Origin of the sequence: Myxococcus virescens (assembly GCF_900101905.1) — a bacterium.
Taxonomy (GTDB): domain Bacteria; phylum Myxococcota; class Myxococcia; order Myxococcales; family Myxococcaceae; genus Myxococcus; species Myxococcus virescens.
Window position 1 is genome coordinate 33,190 of sequence record NZ_FNAJ01000010.1, and the last position, 15,502, is coordinate 48,691.

18 protein-coding genes are annotated in these 15,502 nt (G+C 68.3%); 3 read left to right on the forward strand and 15 right to left on the reverse strand.

Annotation, left to right across the window (positions count from 1 at the left end; all coding sequences use genetic code 11):
• Position 1: 1 nt before the first annotated feature.
• Both BLU09_RS25690 and BLU09_RS25695 read left to right on the forward strand, forming a co-directional pair.
• Entirely contained in the window at positions 2-409 is a 408-nt protein-coding gene (locus BLU09_RS25690) for a response regulator (RefSeq protein ID WP_090492128.1), read from the forward strand.
• Positions 410-1,227: 818 nt separating this feature from the next.
• Positions 1,228-1,830 carry a hypothetical protein gene (locus BLU09_RS25695; protein WP_090492129.1) on the forward strand — a complete coding sequence of 201 codons (603 nt, stop codon included), beginning with the start codon at positions 1,228-1,230 and terminating at the stop codon, positions 1,828-1,830.
• A 15-nt stretch (positions 1,831-1,845) separates the two neighbouring features.
• Here BLU09_RS25695 and BLU09_RS25700 read toward each other — a convergent pair whose 3' ends face one another.
• From BLU09_RS25700 to BLU09_RS25720, 5 genes are all read right to left on the reverse strand, one after another.
• Positions 1,846-2,832 (reverse strand): hydrolase, encoded by a 987-nt coding sequence (locus BLU09_RS25700; protein ID WP_090492130.1) that lies wholly within the window; start codon positions 2,830-2,832, stop codon positions 1,846-1,848.
• 56 nt (positions 2,833-2,888) lie between these two features.
• Positions 2,889-3,236, reverse strand: coding sequence for a YkgJ family cysteine cluster protein (locus BLU09_RS25705; RefSeq protein ID WP_090492131.1), 348 nt, complete (start codon positions 3,234-3,236; stop codon positions 2,889-2,891).
• Positions 3,233-3,460 carry a hypothetical protein gene (locus tag BLU09_RS25710; RefSeq protein WP_090492132.1) on the reverse strand — a complete coding sequence of 76 codons (228 nt, stop codon included), beginning with the start codon at positions 3,458-3,460 and terminating at the stop codon, positions 3,233-3,235. Before BLU09_RS25710 ends, BLU09_RS25705 begins: the two co-directional genes overlap by 4 nt.
• Positions 3,461-3,481: 21 nt before the next feature.
• Positions 3,482-4,438 carry a GNAT family N-acetyltransferase gene (locus BLU09_RS25715; protein ID WP_244172021.1) on the reverse strand — a complete coding sequence of 319 codons (957 nt, stop codon included), beginning with the start codon at positions 4,436-4,438 and terminating at the stop codon, positions 3,482-3,484.
• Positions 4,439-4,514: 76 nt separating this feature from the next.
• Positions 4,515-5,186 (reverse strand): hypothetical protein, encoded by a 672-nt coding sequence (locus BLU09_RS25720; protein ID WP_090492134.1) that lies wholly within the window; start codon positions 5,184-5,186, stop codon positions 4,515-4,517.
• A gap of 211 nt (positions 5,187-5,397) precedes the next feature.
• On the opposite strand from BLU09_RS25720, the gene BLU09_RS25725 reads away from it, so the two are divergent.
• Positions 5,398-6,390, forward strand: coding sequence for a DUF481 domain-containing protein (locus BLU09_RS25725; RefSeq protein ID WP_090492135.1), 993 nt, complete (start codon positions 5,398-5,400; stop codon positions 6,388-6,390).
• 80 nt (positions 6,391-6,470) lie between these two features.
• Here BLU09_RS25725 and BLU09_RS25730 read toward each other — a convergent pair whose 3' ends face one another.
• From BLU09_RS25730 to nrfD, 10 genes are read right to left on the reverse strand one after another with little or no spacing between them, the layout of a single operon-like run.
• A complete protein-coding gene (locus BLU09_RS25730; protein WP_090492136.1) occupies positions 6,471-6,926 on the reverse strand; it encodes a cytochrome C oxidase subunit IV family protein in 456 nt (151 codons plus the stop codon).
• Positions 6,927-6,940: 14 nt separating this feature from the next.
• A complete protein-coding gene (locus tag BLU09_RS25735) occupies positions 6,941-7,609 on the reverse strand; it encodes a cytochrome c oxidase subunit 3 family protein (RefSeq protein ID WP_090492137.1) in 669 nt (222 codons plus the stop codon).
• Positions 7,599-9,269 carry a cytochrome c oxidase subunit I gene (gene ctaD, locus BLU09_RS25740; protein WP_090492138.1) on the reverse strand — a complete coding sequence of 557 codons (1,671 nt, stop codon included), beginning with the start codon at positions 9,267-9,269 and terminating at the stop codon, positions 7,599-7,601. The genes BLU09_RS25735 and ctaD overlap by 11 nt, the downstream gene beginning before the upstream one ends.
• Complete coding sequence (coxB, locus tag BLU09_RS25745; RefSeq protein ID WP_090492139.1) at positions 9,253-10,299, reverse strand: cytochrome c oxidase subunit II; 1,047 nt, start codon at positions 10,297-10,299, stop codon at positions 9,253-9,255. Before coxB ends, ctaD begins: the two co-directional genes overlap by 17 nt.
• The gene (locus tag BLU09_RS25750) at positions 10,296-11,177 is read right to left on the reverse strand and encodes an SCO family protein (protein WP_090492140.1); all 882 of its coding nucleotides are present in this window, start codon (positions 11,175-11,177) and stop codon (positions 10,296-10,298) included. Before BLU09_RS25750 ends, coxB begins: the two co-directional genes overlap by 4 nt.
• A gap of 36 nt (positions 11,178-11,213) precedes the next feature.
• Positions 11,214-11,681: a hypothetical protein gene (locus tag BLU09_RS25755; RefSeq protein ID WP_090492141.1), complete on the reverse strand. Its 468-nt coding sequence runs from the start codon at positions 11,679-11,681 to the stop codon at positions 11,214-11,216.
• Positions 11,678-12,922: a hypothetical protein gene (locus BLU09_RS25760; RefSeq protein WP_090492142.1), complete on the reverse strand. Its 1,245-nt coding sequence runs from the start codon at positions 12,920-12,922 to the stop codon at positions 11,678-11,680. The genes BLU09_RS25755 and BLU09_RS25760 overlap by 4 nt, the downstream gene beginning before the upstream one ends.
• Positions 12,919-13,512 carry a c-type cytochrome gene (locus BLU09_RS25765; protein WP_090492143.1) on the reverse strand — a complete coding sequence of 198 codons (594 nt, stop codon included), beginning with the start codon at positions 13,510-13,512 and terminating at the stop codon, positions 12,919-12,921. The genes BLU09_RS25760 and BLU09_RS25765 overlap by 4 nt, the downstream gene beginning before the upstream one ends.
• Positions 13,509-14,054 carry a DUF3341 domain-containing protein gene (locus BLU09_RS25770; protein ID WP_011556030.1) on the reverse strand — a complete coding sequence of 182 codons (546 nt, stop codon included), beginning with the start codon at positions 14,052-14,054 and terminating at the stop codon, positions 13,509-13,511. The genes BLU09_RS25765 and BLU09_RS25770 overlap by 4 nt, the downstream gene beginning before the upstream one ends.
• Before the next feature lie 5 nt (positions 14,055-14,059).
• Positions 14,060-15,499: an NrfD/PsrC family molybdoenzyme membrane anchor subunit gene (gene nrfD, locus BLU09_RS25775; protein WP_090492144.1), complete on the reverse strand. Its 1,440-nt coding sequence runs from the start codon at positions 15,497-15,499 to the stop codon at positions 14,060-14,062.
• Positions 15,500-15,502: the final 3 nt, after the last annotated feature.

Below are 15,502 nucleotides of genomic sequence, written 5' to 3' on the forward strand. Positions count from 1 at the left end.
GATGCGCCGGGTCCTCATCGTCAGTCCTCACGCGCCTTCGCGCGAGCTGTTGCGCCGTATCCTCGAGGCGCCAGACCTGGCCATCTCCGTCACCGGGGATGCGGACGACGCCTTCGCCTCGCTGACGTCCCGGCCTCCCGCGCTGGTGGTGGTGGACGTGCGCCGCCCGGATGAGGACCACCCGCTCTTCCTGGGCCTGCTCCGCAAACGTCACCCGACGCTTCCCGTCATCGCGCTCGTCCCGGGCAGGCTGCGCGTCTTCGACGGGCGGCACGAGCGTGTGCTCGAAGCCCACGGTGACACCGCCGAGTCACTCCATCAGATGCTCGTCTCGCTTCAACAGGCCATGCACGAGCTGCTCGCCCAGGACCTGCTCCGGCTGTGGCGCCCACCCGTCGGGCGCGCCTGAAGGGCTTCGTCGTCGCATCAACAGGGGACCGGTACGCCGGGGCAGGCTGTTCGGCCCGCGAAGGTAGTTTTTTCCGGCCGCCGTCTGGCTCCGCTTCCGCCCCCTGGCTTCGACTTCTTGTAACTGGCTGAAATGATTCGCGTTCCGTGCCCCGGCGGGCACGGCACGGCGAATGCTATGGCGTTGGGCACGGTGCGACGCGGGCCGGCGGATGGGGATGGTTGGCGGGTGTGGGACGCCGGTGCGGGTCGCGGGTTGCAAGGGCGGGACGGAGCTGGGGCGGCGCCTGGAGTGGGGAGGCGGGCCTCGGTGGGATGGGGGAGGAGGACGGCGCGGCATGCCGGCGCTTCGTTGGGGGACGAGGGCGGCGGCGGACGTGGCGGCAGGGCCTGGCTCGCGGTGGGACAGGGGACAGGACGGCGGATGGGCGGACCCTGCCGCGCTTCGTGGGGGCGAAGCGCGGCGGGTTCGCGCCAGCAGGGCGGGGCAGGACGGATTGGGGGGGCGTGACGGTTGGGGCCGGGGTGCTTCGTGGGGGCGGAGCGCCGCGGGGACTCGACGGCATGGAGAAAAGGGGCGCGGGTTCCGGTGAGGTGGGGGCCTCTCGGAGCCCGTCGCGTCTTCTCCCTCGCTCGCGGTCCAGTCGCGGCGGGTGGAGCAAGGCTCCCGCCCGCCGCTGGCCAGGCGGGCAGTCAGGGGACTCCATGGCCGCGGATGCAGGGAGGGGGCGAGTGAGCGGTCGCTTCACCCGAGAAGCCAGTCATGGCGGCGGTGTGGGAGGATGGGCGGGACGGGGCATGCGTCACGGGAGGCAGGGCATGGGGGTGGTATCTGCGCTGGCGGCGGTAGGGGTGCTGCTGACGGCACAGGCAGCGCTAGCTTCGGGGCTCCAGCGGCGGACCCAGGACCCGGAGCGGCTGGCTCCCTTCGGATTGATGCTGGACGCCAGCGCACCCGAAGGCGCGGGCCTGTCACTCTCCTTCCGGCCCACGCGAATGCTCCGGCTCCACGTGGGTGGCACGCACAATGGTGTCCGTCCCGGAGCGCGCGTGGGGCTCACGCTGCTGCCCTTGAAGGGGCGCCTGACGCCCGCGCTGACGCTGGAGGCTGGGCATGCGCGGCCCGCGAATGGTGAAGGCCTGGAGCGGCGCATCGTGGACCGCACGCAGATGCCCATCCATTCGCTGGAGCGCGTGGGCTACTCCTACGCGAGCGCCCTGCTGGGCTTCGAATGGCAGGCCCCGAAGCGGCTGACCTTCTTCGTGCGCGGCGGCTTCAGCATCATGCGGCTCTACAGCCCGGGCATCGTCGGCGTGGACGAGCAGTTCCGCGACGCGCTGGAGCCCGCGAACTTCCACGGCTGGAGCCTGAGCAACATCGAGCCCACCGCGAAGCTCGGCATCCTGTTGTCCTTTGGCTGAACCGAGGCCGCTGCCTCAGTTCGCGCGCGGCTGGGACAGCACCGCGTCAAAGAAGGCCAGCACCTGCGCCTCCGCCCAGAAGTGGGGCCGGTGTACCTGGCCGCCGACGAAGCCGACGTGCCCACCGTGCTCCGTCACCACGACGCTCAGGTGGGGATTCGCGGCGGCGGCGGGCGGGATGACGGGCGTCTCCAGCATCGGGTCGTCCGCGGCGCTCAGCAGCAGCGTGGGCCGGCGGATGGCGTGCAGCCGGGGGCCGGCGGAGGACTCCGCATAGTAGTGGGCGGCGTCGCGGAAGCCGTGCAGCGCGGAGGTGACCGCGTCGTCGAAGGCGCGGATGGTGCGCGCCGCCTCCATGGCCCGGCCGTCGAAGGCCTCCGGAAAGTGGCGCAGCTTTTCGCGGGCCTTCTGCTTCAGCGTCCGCAGGAAGCGCTCGCGGTACAGCCGGTGGAAGGGGCCTCCCGCGTCGAGCTTGCGACAGCAGGCGCTCAAGTCATACGGCGCGCTGACGGACGCGGCGGCCTTTACGGGCGCGTCGTCGCCCAGCGTCTCCAGCAGCCGGCACAGCACGTTGGCGCCCAGGGAGAAGCCCACCGCGAACAGCGGGCCGGTGACGCGGGCGCGCGTCTCGTTCAGCACCCGGAGCGCGTCGTCGATGTCGCCCGAGTGGTACGAGCGCGCCAGCCGGTTGGGCTCGCCGCTGCATGAGCGGAAGTTGAGCGCGGTGGCGCCCCAGCCGCGCGTCCTCGCACCGCGCAGGATGGCGGTGACGTAGCCCGCGCGGGACGAGCCCTCCAAGCCGTGCAGCGCCACGACATGCGGCGCGCCCGCCGCGCCGTCGAAGGTGTCCAGGTCGACGAAGTCGCCGTCTGGCAACTCCATGCGCTCGCGTCGCAGCGCGGGCGTGCGGGTGGGGCGCACGAGCGAGGCGTAGATGGTCTGCGCGTGCTCGTTGGCCAGGCCGGGTGCGGGCACGAAGGGTTGGGTGGGCTGGAATCGCACGGCCGGGGGGATAACGCCCGTGCGCGGGGACGACAAGCGCTCTTGCCGCCAGGCGCCTAGTCCTTGGCGCCATCAGGGCGGCGCAGGGGGGCCAGGCGGCGGGCCATGCGCATGGACGCACAGCCCTGCTCGCGCAAGGCGTGGGCCTCCGCCTGGAGCCCGAAGAGGCCCAGGTACTTCTCCACGCGCTCCTCCAGCGTGGGGGCCTCGATGAGGGTGCAGACTTCATCCGCCTGGTAGTCGCGGCAGATGGCGGGCCGCTCCTCGTAGACTCCGCAGAGGTTGTCCTCTTGCAGGTGTGGGCAGCGCAGGCCCAGCGGCTTGTCCAGCGCGGCGATGTCCGGCGCCACGCAGCAGGCGCCGCAGCGCGTGCACTCCACGGGCTTGGCGTGGGGGGCACTCATCGGGGCACGACCTTCTCCCCCGTGCCCAGGTTCGTCACGGTGAGGCGCGCGCGCGACGTCCCGCTGGCCGCGTCCACGCCGCCGAAGTCGAACTCCGACTCCTGGCCCGTCAGCTCGCGCGGGTTGTTGCACGGGGGGCAGCGCTTGTGCCGGGCGCGAATCGACTTCGTGTCACACGAGGTGCAGTTCCCCGTGCCTTCGATGATGCGGGTTCTGCGGGCCATGCGCGCATCCTAGCCGCACGCTCACGCCCACAGCGCGCGAGCGAAGGGAATGTCCGCGGCAGTGGGCAGGCCCTCGCGCAGGGGCCGCACCATGGGCAGCGAGCCATCCCGGGCCTCGCGGCTGGCTTCTGGAAGCCGGGCCACCCACGGCATGGTGCCGGGCTCCTCCCACAGCACCACCTTGGACAGTCCGGCCTTGTGGGCCTGGGCCCCCGCGGCCTCCAGCAGCGCGGCGGCGTCGTCCTCGGAGCGCGCGTCCAGCATCAGCACCACCAGCTCTCCCTGGCGGGCCATCATCGCCCACAGCGCCGTGGACGCGCCCACCACCGCGCCGCAGGCCCGGGGCCGGGGGCGGCGCAGCAGCTCCGCGTAGATGCGCTCGCGCTCCAGGTGCCAGTCCACCTGCGTGGCGTCCGGCCACAGGTAGAAGGGCACCTCCGGCCGCCGCATCCGCTCGAGCGCCGAGGGCACGTCCGCGTCTTCCAACAGCGCGTCCACCTTGCGAATCACGGGCCCATTGCCCACCGGCAGGTGCCAGTCCCAGGCGGGGACCTCCTGGTAGCCAGAGCGCCGGTAGATGCGGGCGCCCACGTCGGAGTAGAGCACGGCGGCCTGGGCGTCTGGCGCCGTGCGCTCCAACTCCGCGGCCACCTGGTCCATCAGCCGCGTGGCATGGCCGTGTCCGCGCAGGGCCGGCTCGGTGTAGACGCTGGCGATGACGAAGCTGTCGCCGCGCGTCGTCTGACAGTCGGGGCCGCGCAGGTAGCTGGGCGTGCGGAACGTCTCACATGAGGTGAGCACGCGGCCGGCGTCATCGCACAGCAGCCAGGTGCGCATGGTGTCCCGGCTCCAGGGATGGGCGCGCAGCCGCTGCTCCCGTTCGAGGAACTGCTCGACGGTGAGGGGCGACCCCCAGGCGGTATAGGTGTGGCGGTCTCTCTCCGCCTTCTGTGCTTCGTTGGCGACGACCAGATGCATGGCGGGGCAGGGTAGTCGCGCGCGCGACGCTTCGCAGCAGCCCTGGAGGGCCCGCGAGGCCTGCCTGCCTTCCGCCTTACAAGCGCACGGTGTAGGGGAACCGGAAGTGGAGCTGAAGGTAGGCCTGTCCCACGTGGAAGATGCCATCGCGCAGGCGCTCGGGCAGGCCCAGGCCTCCCAGCTCCTGTGGGACGTAGAACGCGGACTCCCAGCCCACGCCTAGCAGGAAGCTCTTGGAGAGCTGGAGCTCCAGGTCGATGCCCACCTCCGCGCCGGGCCGCAGGAAGTGCGTGTTGGGCAGCGTGTCCGAGTGCATGTAGACGTACGTCAGCAGCAGCCCCGCGCCGAGCGACAGCCGCGCCGGGCTGGACGTCAGCGGCACCCCCAGCGACAGCGGCTTCCAGGTGGCGCCGTACATGCCGGTATTGCGCAGCTTGGGGGAGATGATGAGCGCGTCCGGGATGAGGATGGACGGGGAGATGCGGACCTCATCCAGGCTCTTGGCGTACTTGCGGTAGCGCTGGGGCACGCGACGCTGGTTCTTCTTCAGCCATTCCTTGTCCAGCACCGCCTCCACGGAGAGCTTCAGCCCGGTGTGGATGGGCTGGTCGTCGAAGACGGGGCCGAAGAAGGCGAAGGCCGCGGGCCCCACCCCCACGTCCACCGGGACGGTGACGCGCTGGGCGGAGGCCGCGGCGGGGACGAGCAGGGCGCAGAGCAGCAGGAGCGGAGCGGGGCGCAGGGGCATGGGCCTTTTTCTTTCAACAGCTGCCTGGACGGCGGTGGGAACGGACCCACCCGGTGCGGTGGCGGCGGGGCGTGTCCGAATTCGACCATTAAGCCATTGAAGCGCGGCGGGCCTTTGAAGCAGGAAGGGAGCTGCGTCGGCATCGGGGGGGAACACAGGACTTCCACACCCGGACTCAGGCTTTTGCCGGCGTCGTTGACCTGGAGACCCGATGCTTTCCGCTGCCTTCTTGATTGCCACGTCCCTGCAGGCCCAGACGCCTGCGCCCACTTCCTCCACGCCGCCGGCTCCCGCCGCGGAGACCGCGCCCGCCGCGCCCCCCAGCGTGGAGGAGCGCGCCGCCATCGCCGCCGAGCGCGCCGCCATCGCGGCTGAGCGCGCCGCCGAGGCCAGCGCCCGTGCCGCCGAGGCCGCCGAGCGCGCCGCCGCCGCCACCGTTCCGCCCCCGGCCCCCGCGGCCGCGCCCGCGCCCGCCACCGACAAGAAGCAGGGGGAGTGGGACGTCACCGTCGGCCTGGGCCTCATCTCGCTGACGGGTAACGCCTCCACCCTGACGGTGAGCGGCCTGGCCAGCGCCCAGCGCACGACGGACAACTGGATCTACGCCATCAAGTCCTACGGCTCCTATGGCCGCAGCCGTCCGCCCGAGGTGACGGGCGAGGAGGCCGAGTCCCAGGTGGTGGCGTTCAACGCGGGCCTGGAGCTGCGCGGCGACCGGCGCTTCACCGAAGTCATCAGCGGCTACCTGCTGGGGGGCGCGGAGACGGACCACGTGAAGAGCGTGGAGTCGCGCACCTTCGGCGAAGGCGGTCTGGGCGTGCTGTGGTGGGACGAGAAGAAGGAGAAGGGCCGCGAGTCCTACCTCCGCACGGACGCCGCCTTCCGCTACGCCAACGAGACGCGCTTCCAGTACTACCCCACGCGGCTGAACCTGCCGGACGTCGACCTGGGCGGCCCTCGCTTCGGCGCCGTGTTCCGCTACGGCCTGGCGCAGAACGTCACCTTCAAGGAGGACGTGGAGGTGCTGGTGAGCGTCATCGGCGACTCGCGCATGCTCTTCAACAGCCAGACGCAGCTCTCCGTGGGGCTCACCAAGCAGCTGTCGCTGGGCACCAGCTTCCTGGTGAAGCACGACAGCGCGCCGCCTCCGGGCAAGGTGTCCACGGACACCGCGCTGGCGCTGAACTTCGAAGTGATGCTGTAGCCCGCAAAAGCAACGCGGCGCCGGGGATGTCCCTCGGCGCCGCGTGTGGGTGGCGTGGGGCGGTGGCCGCCCCGACCGCCTTACTGCTTGGGAGCGCCGGACTCCTCGCCCATCTTCCCTTGCTTGCGGAGGGCGCCGCCGTAGCGGCCTTCCTCGGCGTCCGCGCCGATGTCGATCGCCTGCAGGTCGCTGTACGTCGAACCCGGAGGCGTGGCGCCGCGGAAGCGGGTGCCCAGGTCCACCATCGGAATGGCGAGCATCAGCACCACGAAGATGATGGAGACAGCGAATACCAGTCGGTTGGCGCCGCGGTGGTCAGCCAGGTGCATGAAGTAGAGCAGCACCAGCGTGCCCTTGGTGGAGGCGATGACGAGCGCCAGCACCAGGCCCCAGGTGGGGATGTGGATGCGGCCGGTGACGACCGTGACGACCGTCAGCACGAGCAGCAGGCCCCAGATGAGCCAGTAACGGCCCGCTCCGTGGTGCTCCTCGCGCATGTTCTGTTCTTCTTGCCGGGATTCGTTGGCAATGCCCATGGTGGAGGAACCCTTCAAACGAGGTACAGCATCGGGAAGAGGAAGATCCACACCAGGTCGACGAGGTGCCAGTACATGCTGCCCAGCTCGACCATGGTGAAGTTGTTCGGCCCGAAGTCGGCCTTCTTCAGCGCGCGGACCATGGAGAAGGCCAGCACGATCATGCCGATGACGACGTGGATGCCGTGCAGGGCCGTCGCGCAGAAGTAGACCGTGAAGTACAGGGGCACGCCCGGAAGCTGGATGCCCTCGTACGAGTAGAAGCGGCCCGGCAGCGTGCCAATCTCGAACTTGTGGTGGTACTCGAAGTACTTGATGACGAGGAAGCCGACGGCCATCACCAGGGTGAGGCCAATCTGCACCGCGACCATCTTGTTCTTCCCCTCCTTCGCGTAGTGCACCGCGAGCGCCGCGGTGAGCGAGGAGGTGATGAGCACCACCGTGTTGACGGTGCCCAGCGTCAGGTCCAGGCTGCGGCTGGCGGCGGCCCACGCCTCCGGGAAGAGGAAGCGGTAGATGCCGTAGCAGATGAAGAGGCCGGCGAAGAGCAGGATTTCCGTCGCCAGGAACAGCCACATGCCCAGGCGCGCGGCGTGGTTCTGCACCTCGAGCGAGGCGAAGTGGCCGGCGAGCCGGGGGACGGGCAGGGCGGCGCCCCCGGCGGCGTGAGAACTAGACTGCATCGGGCACCTCGGCCTTCTTGGGGTCCACGTAGAAGTGGGGCTCCTCCGGGAACACCGGCTGCGGCCCCACGAAGTTGTGGGTCGGCGGCGGCGACTCGGACAGCCACTCGTAGCCCTTGCTGCGCCACGGGTTCTTGCCGGACGCCTTGCCGTAGATCAGGGCGTACGTCAGGTACATGGCGATGATGATGAACCCGAACGCCAGCAGCGTCGCGCCGGCCGTGGAGGCCACGTTCAGCGCCTGGAAGCGCTCCGGGTACTCGTAGTAGCGGCGCGGCATGCCGTTGTTGCCCAGCAGGAACTGGGGAATGAACGTGGCGTTGAAGCCCAGGATGATGAGCGCCGCGGACACCAGACCCCAACCCTCGTGGTACGTGCGCCCGAACATCTTCGGGAACCAGTAGTGGAGGGCGGCCAGGAAGGCCATGATGGTCGCGCCCACCATGATGAAGTGGAAGTGCGCCACCACGAAGTAGGTGTCGTGCCAGGCGACGTCCAGCGACACCGTGCCCAGCGCGATGCCCGTCATGCCACCGAACACGGTGAAGAACAGGAAGCCGCAGAAGTAGGCGAAGGGCGTCTTGAACTCGACCGCGCCCTTGTAGACGGTGCCCACCCAGTTGAAGACCTTGATGGCGGTGAACACACCCACCAGCATGGTCAGCACGCCGAACAGACCGCCCGCGAAGGTGGACTGGCCGGACACGAACATGTGGTGGCCCCAGGCGAAGAAGCCCACGAAGGCGATGCCCAGGCTGGAGTACGCCACCGCGCGGTAGCCGAAGATGTTCTTGCGGCTGTAGGTCGCGACGATCTCGCTCATCACGCCGAAGGACGGCAGCACCATGATGTACACGGCCGGGTGGCTGTAGAACCAGAACAGGTGCTGGAAGAGCACCGGGTCGCCGCCGCGCGCCGGGTCGAACATGCCGAACCCGAACAGGTTCTCCACCGTCACCAGGACCAGCAGCAGGCCGATGACCGGCGTGGCCAGCACCTGGATGGCGCTGGTGGCGTAGATGGCCCACACGAACAGCGGCATCTTGAACCAGGTGATGCCCGGCGCGCGCATGGTGTGGCACGTCACGATGAAGTTGATGCCCGTGACGATGGAGCTGAACCCGATGATGAACGCGCCGAACAGCACCGGCGCCACCGTGGCCGTCGTGTGCGCGCTGTACGGGGTGTAGAACGTCCAGCCCGTGTCCAGGCCGCCGTTGAGCATGCCCCACAGCGCCAACACCGCGCCGGCCAGGTAGATGTAGAGCGACAGCAGGTTCAGCCGGGGGAAGGCCACGTCCTTGGCACCCAGCATCAGCGGCAACATGAAGTTGCCGAAGACGGCGGGGATGGCCGGAATCATGAACAGGAAGATCATGACCAGGCCATGGAGCGTGAACGTACGGTTGTACGTCATCGCGTCCATGATGGTCGGGCCCGGCGTCAGCAGCTCCACCCGGATGAGCAGCGCGAAGATGCCGCCCACCAGGAAGAACAGCAGGACCCAGAACAGGAACATGAGCCCGATACGCTTGTGGTCGACCGTCAGCAGCCACGACTTGATGGTGGTGCCGTCGACCAGGTAGTTCGGGTGGTGGTCGTGATGCTCCTCGGGCGCGGGGGTGGCGCCCGGGGCTGCAATGCTACTGGATGGCGTCATAGGCGGGTCCCTCGGAGGCGCCCTCACGGACGTTCGGAGTGCGAAGCGACTTGATGTACTCGACGATGGCGGCCGTCTCCGGGCCCTGCAGCTTGCCCTGGTAGGTCGGCATCACGTTCTGGTAGCCCGCCACCAGGTGGGCGCCCGGGTCCATCATCGACTGGGTGATATAGGCCTCGTCCACGCGGATGGTCTGCCCGTCCTCGAGCTGCTCCACGCGGTCATACATTCCCAGGAAGGTGGGGCCGATGTGCTGCGAGCCGTCCACCGAGTGGCACTTGAGGCAGCCCTGGGTGCCCGCGAGCACCTGGCCCTGCTCCACCATGCGCGCCACCGGCGGCACCAGGGAGTTGTCCGCCAGCGCGTCCTGACGGTCCTGCAGACGGCCGCGGCGCTGCTCCTGGATCCAGTTCTCGTACTCCTCCTGCGGAAGCACGACGACCTCGGCCAGCATCTTCGAGTGCGACAGGCCGCAGTACTCGGTGCACAGCACCTGGTACGTGCCCGGCTTGGTCGCCTCGAACCAGATCTGCGTGTAGCGGCCCGGGAGCGCATCCATCTTGATGCGGAAGGCCGGCACGTAGAAGGAGTGCAGCACGTCACGCGAGGTGATGAGCAGACGCACCGGACGGTTCGCCGGCACGTGCAGCACGTTCACCCCGTTGGGGCCCTCCGGGTAGGAGAACTTCCACATCCACTGCTTGCCCATGACGTAGACATCCATCGAGTCCTTGGGCGGCGTGGTGACCCACGTGAAGTCCCGGAACCCGATACCGAACCAGGCCAGGAAGAACACGAGGGGAACGGAGACGAAGAGAAACTCCGTCTTCAGGGTGGGGACGATGTACTCCGTCGCCTGCGCCGGGAGGCGACGACGGTAACGGAAGAAGAAGAACAGGGCCGCCAGACCGACCGCCGTCGACATCACCATCGTCGTACCCACGACGAAGTGATGCAGCGTGTCGATTCGCTCCGCGAACGTGGACGCGGCCTCCGGGAGGAACAGGATATTGTTGAGAAGCTCGCTCATGCCGCCGCGCCTTTCTTCAGCTCGCGCCTCCAGAAGTAGATCAGCATCGTCGCCAGGGCGCAGAACACGGCTATGCCGCCCAGGCGGATGAACCCGAAGATGTAGAAGCCATACCGCCGACTGGCGGTGTCATACTTGAAGCAGGACAGGATGATCTGGTCGAAGCTGGTACCCACGCGGCCATTGGCCGCCTCCAGCAACGCCAGCTTCATGTCCGAGGGGGGAAACGTCGTCCCGTAGAGATACCGGGAGATGCTGCCTTCCGGCGTGAGCACGTGCACCACGGCTGCGTGGGCGTACTGCTTCGTGCTCTCATCGTAGGTGTACTTGAAGCCCAGGGCGTCCGCGAGCCGGCGGATTTCCGCGTCCGTGCCGGTCAGGAAGTGCCAGGGGGCCGTCTCCGGCTTGCCCATGGACTGCAGGTGCCGCCGCCGCCGCTCCAGGCTCTGGGCGGGCGTGTCGTCAGGGTCGATGCTGACGGTGACGGCTTCGTAGTCCTTGCCCAGCTCGAGCCCGAGCTCCTTCATGGACTGCACCTGGGCGTTGAGCACCAGGTTACAGAGCATGGGACAGTTGTAATAGACGAGCGTCAGCAGGGTGGGCCGCGCCTTCGGCACCACGTCACCCAGGCGCACCTCGCGCCCGGAGGCGTCGAGGAAGCGGGTGTCCATGGGCACCAGCTCCCCCAGATGCTCCTGCACGTCCACACCCTGGATGGGGGGCGGCAGGTCCTGCTGAGCCTCCAGGATGGCCCGGGGCGTCTTCCCGGCACCTGGCATGGCGGAGGCCGGCACCGCGACGGCCAGCACCAGCGCCGCCGCGGCGAGGAAGCCCGCGCGGCGGGCGCGCGGAAGGATGTAGGAGCGGGTGGACATCATTGCAGGACGGCTCTTACGACAGGGGAGCGGTGAAGGCTACTGCTGCGGTGCCGGAGGCGTCTGCCCGGGAGGGGTCTCCGGGGTGGGCGCGGGGGTCGGGGCAGGGGGCGGGTTGCGCTTCTGCTCGATGACCGTCTTCATCGCGGCGTCGATGCCGGGGTGCTGCTTCACGCCCGGCTGGTCACCCCAGCCGGCGCGCAGCGCCTGGTCCTGGCCGCTGATCTTGTCCACGGCGTGCCAGTCCTGCTCGAACTGGCGCTGGTTGACGATGCCCACCTCGTACTGGCCCATCGCCGCGGGACGCGGCGGCGGACCGTCTGGCTGGATGTCGGCCATGGTCCGGACCTGGATGGTGTAGGCCCAGACGATGCCCACCGCGAAGATGGCGAGCGCACCCACGCCGACGCCCACCACCTTGCCCATGACCAGGTGGTCTTCTTCCGCCGCCACGCCGTGCGCGCCGACGATGACGCGCGACTCGAGCTCAACCTGGGTCTTCTTCATGGCTGCACGTACCTCAAGGACTCGGCGATGTAGGGGTCCTTCACCGTGAGCGTGTAGTGGCCACGCGCCAGGAAGAGGGCGAAGCCCACCGCGATACCGCCCACGCCGAAGAAGGCCGTGAGCAGCGACCAGTGGAACGTCGGGCCCGCGGCGCCGGTCAGCGCCGGCCACACCAGCCAGTACAGGTCCACCGCGTGGATGATGAGCAGGTACACGGCCACCACCGCCAGCTTCCGAGGCTGCAGCTTCAGCTTGCGCGACAGCAGGATGCCGAAGGGCAGCAGGAAGTGGAGGAAGAACAGGGCGATGGACATCGACCGCCACGGGCCGAACATGCGCAGGCCGTACCAGGGCGCCTCTTCCGGGATGTTCGCGATCCACACCAGCATGAACTGGGAGAAGGCGATGTAGGCCCAGAACGCGGTGAAGGCGAGCATCAGCTTGCCAAGGTTGTGGAAGTGGTCCAGCTTCACGACGCTGCCGTAGAGGTCCTTGCCCTGGGCGCTCACCGTGACGATGGTCAGGATGCAGAAGGCCGCCAGGAAGCTTCCGGCGAAGTAATAGACGCCGAAGATGGTCGACTGCCAGAGCGGCGTGAGGCTCATCAGCCAGTCGAAAGAAGCGAACGTGATGGTGAGGGCAAGGAACGGCAGCACACCCGGAGAGAACTTGCGCTGCTTCACCGTGAAATCGAGTCCACCCTCGGTGTCCTGCTTCAGGCTCCACGACCGCAGCCGCCAGGCCGCGAAGGTCCACACGCCGAAGTAGATGATGTGGCGAACGCCCACGCCGGGGGGGAACGAGAGGTGGTTGTTCAGGTACCCGTGCTGCTTGTGGCTCAGGTGCTCCAGCTCCAGGCTGGAGTAGCCCTTGGTCAGCTCGGAGCCTTCCCACCAGGGGTAGAGGTAGGTGGCCATGGCCAGCAGCGGCAGGGCCAGCACGAAGAACACCGGCACCACCGCGGAGGCCGTCTCCATCGTCCGGCGCAGCACGATGAGCCACTTGGCCTTCGCCGTGTGGAAGATGGCCTGCATGATGAGGAAGGCGACGCTGATGCCCACCCAGTAGGTGAAGCCAATCAGATAGGCGTGCGCCGTCTCACCCTTGGCGTCGGTGGCGAAGAAGCCACCCAGCGTGGCCAGGAGGCAGAGAATGCCCACGGCGAACGCGGGCACCATGAGCTTCGGCGTGCCGGTGTACGGCCCGAAGTTGGTGTGCGAGTTGGTGACGGGGGGACTCATCGGTTCTCCTGCGGAACGGGCTGCTGGCCGTCCGTGCGGGTATTGCGGGCCGTCTGGAGTGCGCGGACGTAGGCGACCACGGCCCAGCGCTCGCGCAGGTCGAGCTCACCAGAGAAGGACGGCATCACGCCGTATCCCTCGTTGATGGCCACGTAGAAGTGGCCGTCCGGCTTGCTCTCCAGGTCCAGCAGCGAGGGAGGCAGGCGCAGGGCCATGTTCTCCGCGACGATGCTGTTTCCATCGCCGAGCACGCCGTGACACTGCGAGCAGACGATGTTGTACTTCTTCTGACCCAGGGTCAGCAGGTTCTGGTCCACCGTGATGGGCAGGTGGGCCACCGGCTGGCCGGCGCTGCGGCCGGTGAGGGCCACCTGGCGCTGGGTGGGGTCCTTGAGCTCGGGGAGCTTGTCGAAGCGCTCACGCGGAACCGTGCCCACGGGAGGCGTGCGCATGGAGCGACCGTCCGCCCAGAAGTCGGACGCCTCGTAGTACTCGTACTTCGCCTGGTGCTCCATTCGCTGGAGGAACTCCGAGCTGACATTGCAGCCCGTGAGCGTGGCGAGTCCGGCGGCGGGGATGAGCCACCTCATTCCTTCTCTCCCGTGACGAGGGTCACCTGGGTCGCGCCCAGGGCCTTGAGCTGATCCATGACCGGCGCCGCGTCCGTGCCCGTCGCCTGGGGCACGCTCAGCCAGTAGCCGTGCGTGGAGGCGGTGCGGAACTCCTCGGACTCGAAGACGGGGTGGTACGGCTGGGGCAGGCGGCTGAGCCCCAGCAGACCGAAGAAGATGCCGAAGGCGGCGAACAGCACCCCCAGCTCGAACGTGATGGGCACCCACGCCGGCAGCGACAGCAGCGGGCGACCACCGATGTTGAGCGGGTAGTCGATGGTGTTCATCCACGTCTGCATGGCCAGCGCCGTGGCCACGCCCGTCAGACCGCCGCACAGGGCGATGAAGGGCACGCGCGAGGGCGGCAGACCCAGGGCCTCCGACCCGCCGTGCAGCGGGTACGGAGAGTAGGTGTCCATTCCCTCGAAGCCCTTCTCCCGCATCTGGCGGGTGGCGGTCACGAGGGCGTCCGGCGTCGAGAACTCCGCCAGGACCCAGGAATCGAGAACGGTGGCTTCCATGGCTCTTAGTGAGCTCCGTGGGTGAGGGTGCCGGCGCCGGCGAGCGCATCATCAGAGCCGTGCTGGTGAGCGGCGTGCTTGAGCTCGAGCTGGAGCTCCTTCACCTCGCTGATGGCGACCGCGGGCACGAACTTGAGGAACAGGAGGAACAGGGTGCCGAACAGGCCCAGCGTGCCGATGTAGATGGACCAGTCCACCCACGTCGGGGTGTAGATGCCCCAGGAGGACGGCAGGAAGTCCTGGCTCAGCGAGGTGACGATGATGATGAACCGCTCGCACCACATGCCGATGTTCACCGCGATGGACGCCACCCACATGATGGGGATGCTGGTGCGGCACTTCTTGAACCAGAAGATGTTCGGGGTGATGACGTTGCAGGCGATCATCAGCCAGTACACGCCGGCGTAGGGGCCCGTGGCGCGGTTCACGTAGAACGTCCACAGCTCGTACTGGTTCTGCGAGTACCAGGCGACGAAGTGCTCCATCAGGTACCCGTAGGAGACGAGCAGGCCCGTCGCCAGGATGACCTTGTTCATGTTCTCCAGGTGGCGGTCCGTGATGACGTCCCGCAGACCCAGGTACTTGCGCGCCGGGATGATGAGCGTGATCACCATCGCGAAGCCGCTGAACACGGCGCCGGCCACGAAGTAGGGCGGGAAGATGGTGGCGTGCCAGCCGGGCAGCAGGGAGACGGCGAAGTCGAACGAAACGATGGTGTGCACGGACACCACGAGCGGCGTGGAGAGACCGGCCAGCAGCAGGTACGCAATCTTGTAGTTGTGCCAGTGCCGACCGGAGCCGCGCCAACCGAGCGCGAACAGGCCGTAGATGGTCCGCTGGAGCTTCGTCTTGGACGAATCACGCAGCGCCGCCAGGTCCGGGATGAGGCCCACGAACCAGAAGAGCGCGGACACCGTGAGGTACGTCGAGATGGCGAACACGTCCCACACCAGCGGCGAGCGGAACTGCGGCCACGCGCCCAGGGTGCTGGGGTAGGGGAACAGCCAGAAGGCGAACCAGGGACGGCCGGTGTGCAGCAGCGGGAACAGACCGGCGCACATGACGGCGAACAGCGTCATGGCTTCCGCGAACCGGTTGATGCTCGTGCGCCACTTCTGCTGGAAGAGCAGGAGGATGGCGGAGATGAGCGTACCGGCGTGGCCGATACCGACCCACCAGACGAAGTTGATGATGTCGAACGCCCAGCCGACAGGCTGGTTGTTACCCCACACGCCGATACCGCGAGCCAGCGTGTAGGTGACACCGATGACGAGCAGGCCCAGGGCGCTGAGCGACAGGCCGAAGAGCATGAACCAGCCCTTGCCCGGCTTGCGCCAGACATGGTCCAGCAGCGTCTCGTTCAGGGTCGCGTCGTCATGGTGCGGCGCGACGAGGGGTCGTGGCTCGAGCGGGTCGTGATACGTGGTGGAAGCAGTTTCAGCCATGGC

What these genes read in the sequence shown, in the direction of transcription:
- BLU09_RS25725 (WP_090492135.1), top strand. Translation starts at nt 5,398, where the DNA reads ATGCTTTCCGCTGCCTTCTTGATTGCCACGTCCCTGCAGGCCCAGACG.
- BLU09_RS25690 (WP_090492128.1), top strand. Translation starts at nt 2, where the DNA reads ATGCGCCGGGTCCTCATCGTCAGTCCTCACGCGCCTTCGCGCGAGCTG.
- BLU09_RS25765 (WP_090492143.1), bottom strand. Translation starts at nt 13,512, where the DNA reads ATGAGGTGGCTCATCCCCGCCGCCGGACTCGCCACGCTCACGGGCTGC.
- BLU09_RS25755 (WP_090492141.1), bottom strand. Translation starts at nt 11,681, where the DNA reads ATGAAGAAGACCCAGGTTGAGCTCGAGTCGCGCGTCATCGTCGGCGCG.
- BLU09_RS25705 (WP_090492131.1), bottom strand. Translation starts at nt 3,236, where the DNA reads ATGAGTGCCCCCCACGCCAAGCCCGTGGAGTGCACGCGCTGCGGCGCC.
- BLU09_RS25730 (WP_090492136.1), bottom strand. Translation starts at nt 6,926, where the DNA reads ATGGGCATTGCCAACGAATCCCGGCAAGAAGAACAGAACATGCGCGAG.
- BLU09_RS25715 (WP_244172021.1), bottom strand. Translation starts at nt 4,438, where the DNA reads ATGCATCTGGTCGTCGCCAACGAAGCACAGAAGGCGGAGAGAGACCGC.
- BLU09_RS25695 (WP_090492129.1), top strand. Translation starts at nt 1,228, where the DNA reads ATGGGGGTGGTATCTGCGCTGGCGGCGGTAGGGGTGCTGCTGACGGCA.
- coxB (WP_090492139.1), bottom strand. Translation starts at nt 10,299, where the DNA reads ATGAGCGAGCTTCTCAACAATATCCTGTTCCTCCCGGAGGCCGCGTCC.
- BLU09_RS25750 (WP_090492140.1), bottom strand. Translation starts at nt 11,177, where the DNA reads ATGATGTCCACCCGCTCCTACATCCTTCCGCGCGCCCGCCGCGCGGGC.
- BLU09_RS25735 (WP_090492137.1), bottom strand. Translation starts at nt 7,609, where the DNA reads ATGCAGTCTAGTTCTCACGCCGCCGGGGGCGCCGCCCTGCCCGTCCCC.
- BLU09_RS25760 (WP_090492142.1), bottom strand. Translation starts at nt 12,922, where the DNA reads ATGAGTCCCCCCGTCACCAACTCGCACACCAACTTCGGGCCGTACACC.
- BLU09_RS25710 (WP_090492132.1), bottom strand. Translation starts at nt 3,460, where the DNA reads ATGGCCCGCAGAACCCGCATCATCGAAGGCACGGGGAACTGCACCTCG.
- nrfD (WP_090492144.1), bottom strand. Translation starts at nt 15,499, where the DNA reads ATGGCTGAAACTGCTTCCACCACGTATCACGACCCGCTCGAGCCACGA.
- BLU09_RS25770 (WP_011556030.1), bottom strand. Translation starts at nt 14,054, where the DNA reads ATGGAAGCCACCGTTCTCGATTCCTGGGTCCTGGCGGAGTTCTCGACG.
- BLU09_RS25720 (WP_090492134.1), bottom strand. Translation starts at nt 5,186, where the DNA reads ATGCCCCTGCGCCCCGCTCCGCTCCTGCTGCTCTGCGCCCTGCTCGTC.
- ctaD (WP_090492138.1), bottom strand. Translation starts at nt 9,269, where the DNA reads ATGACGCCATCCAGTAGCATTGCAGCCCCGGGCGCCACCCCCGCGCCC.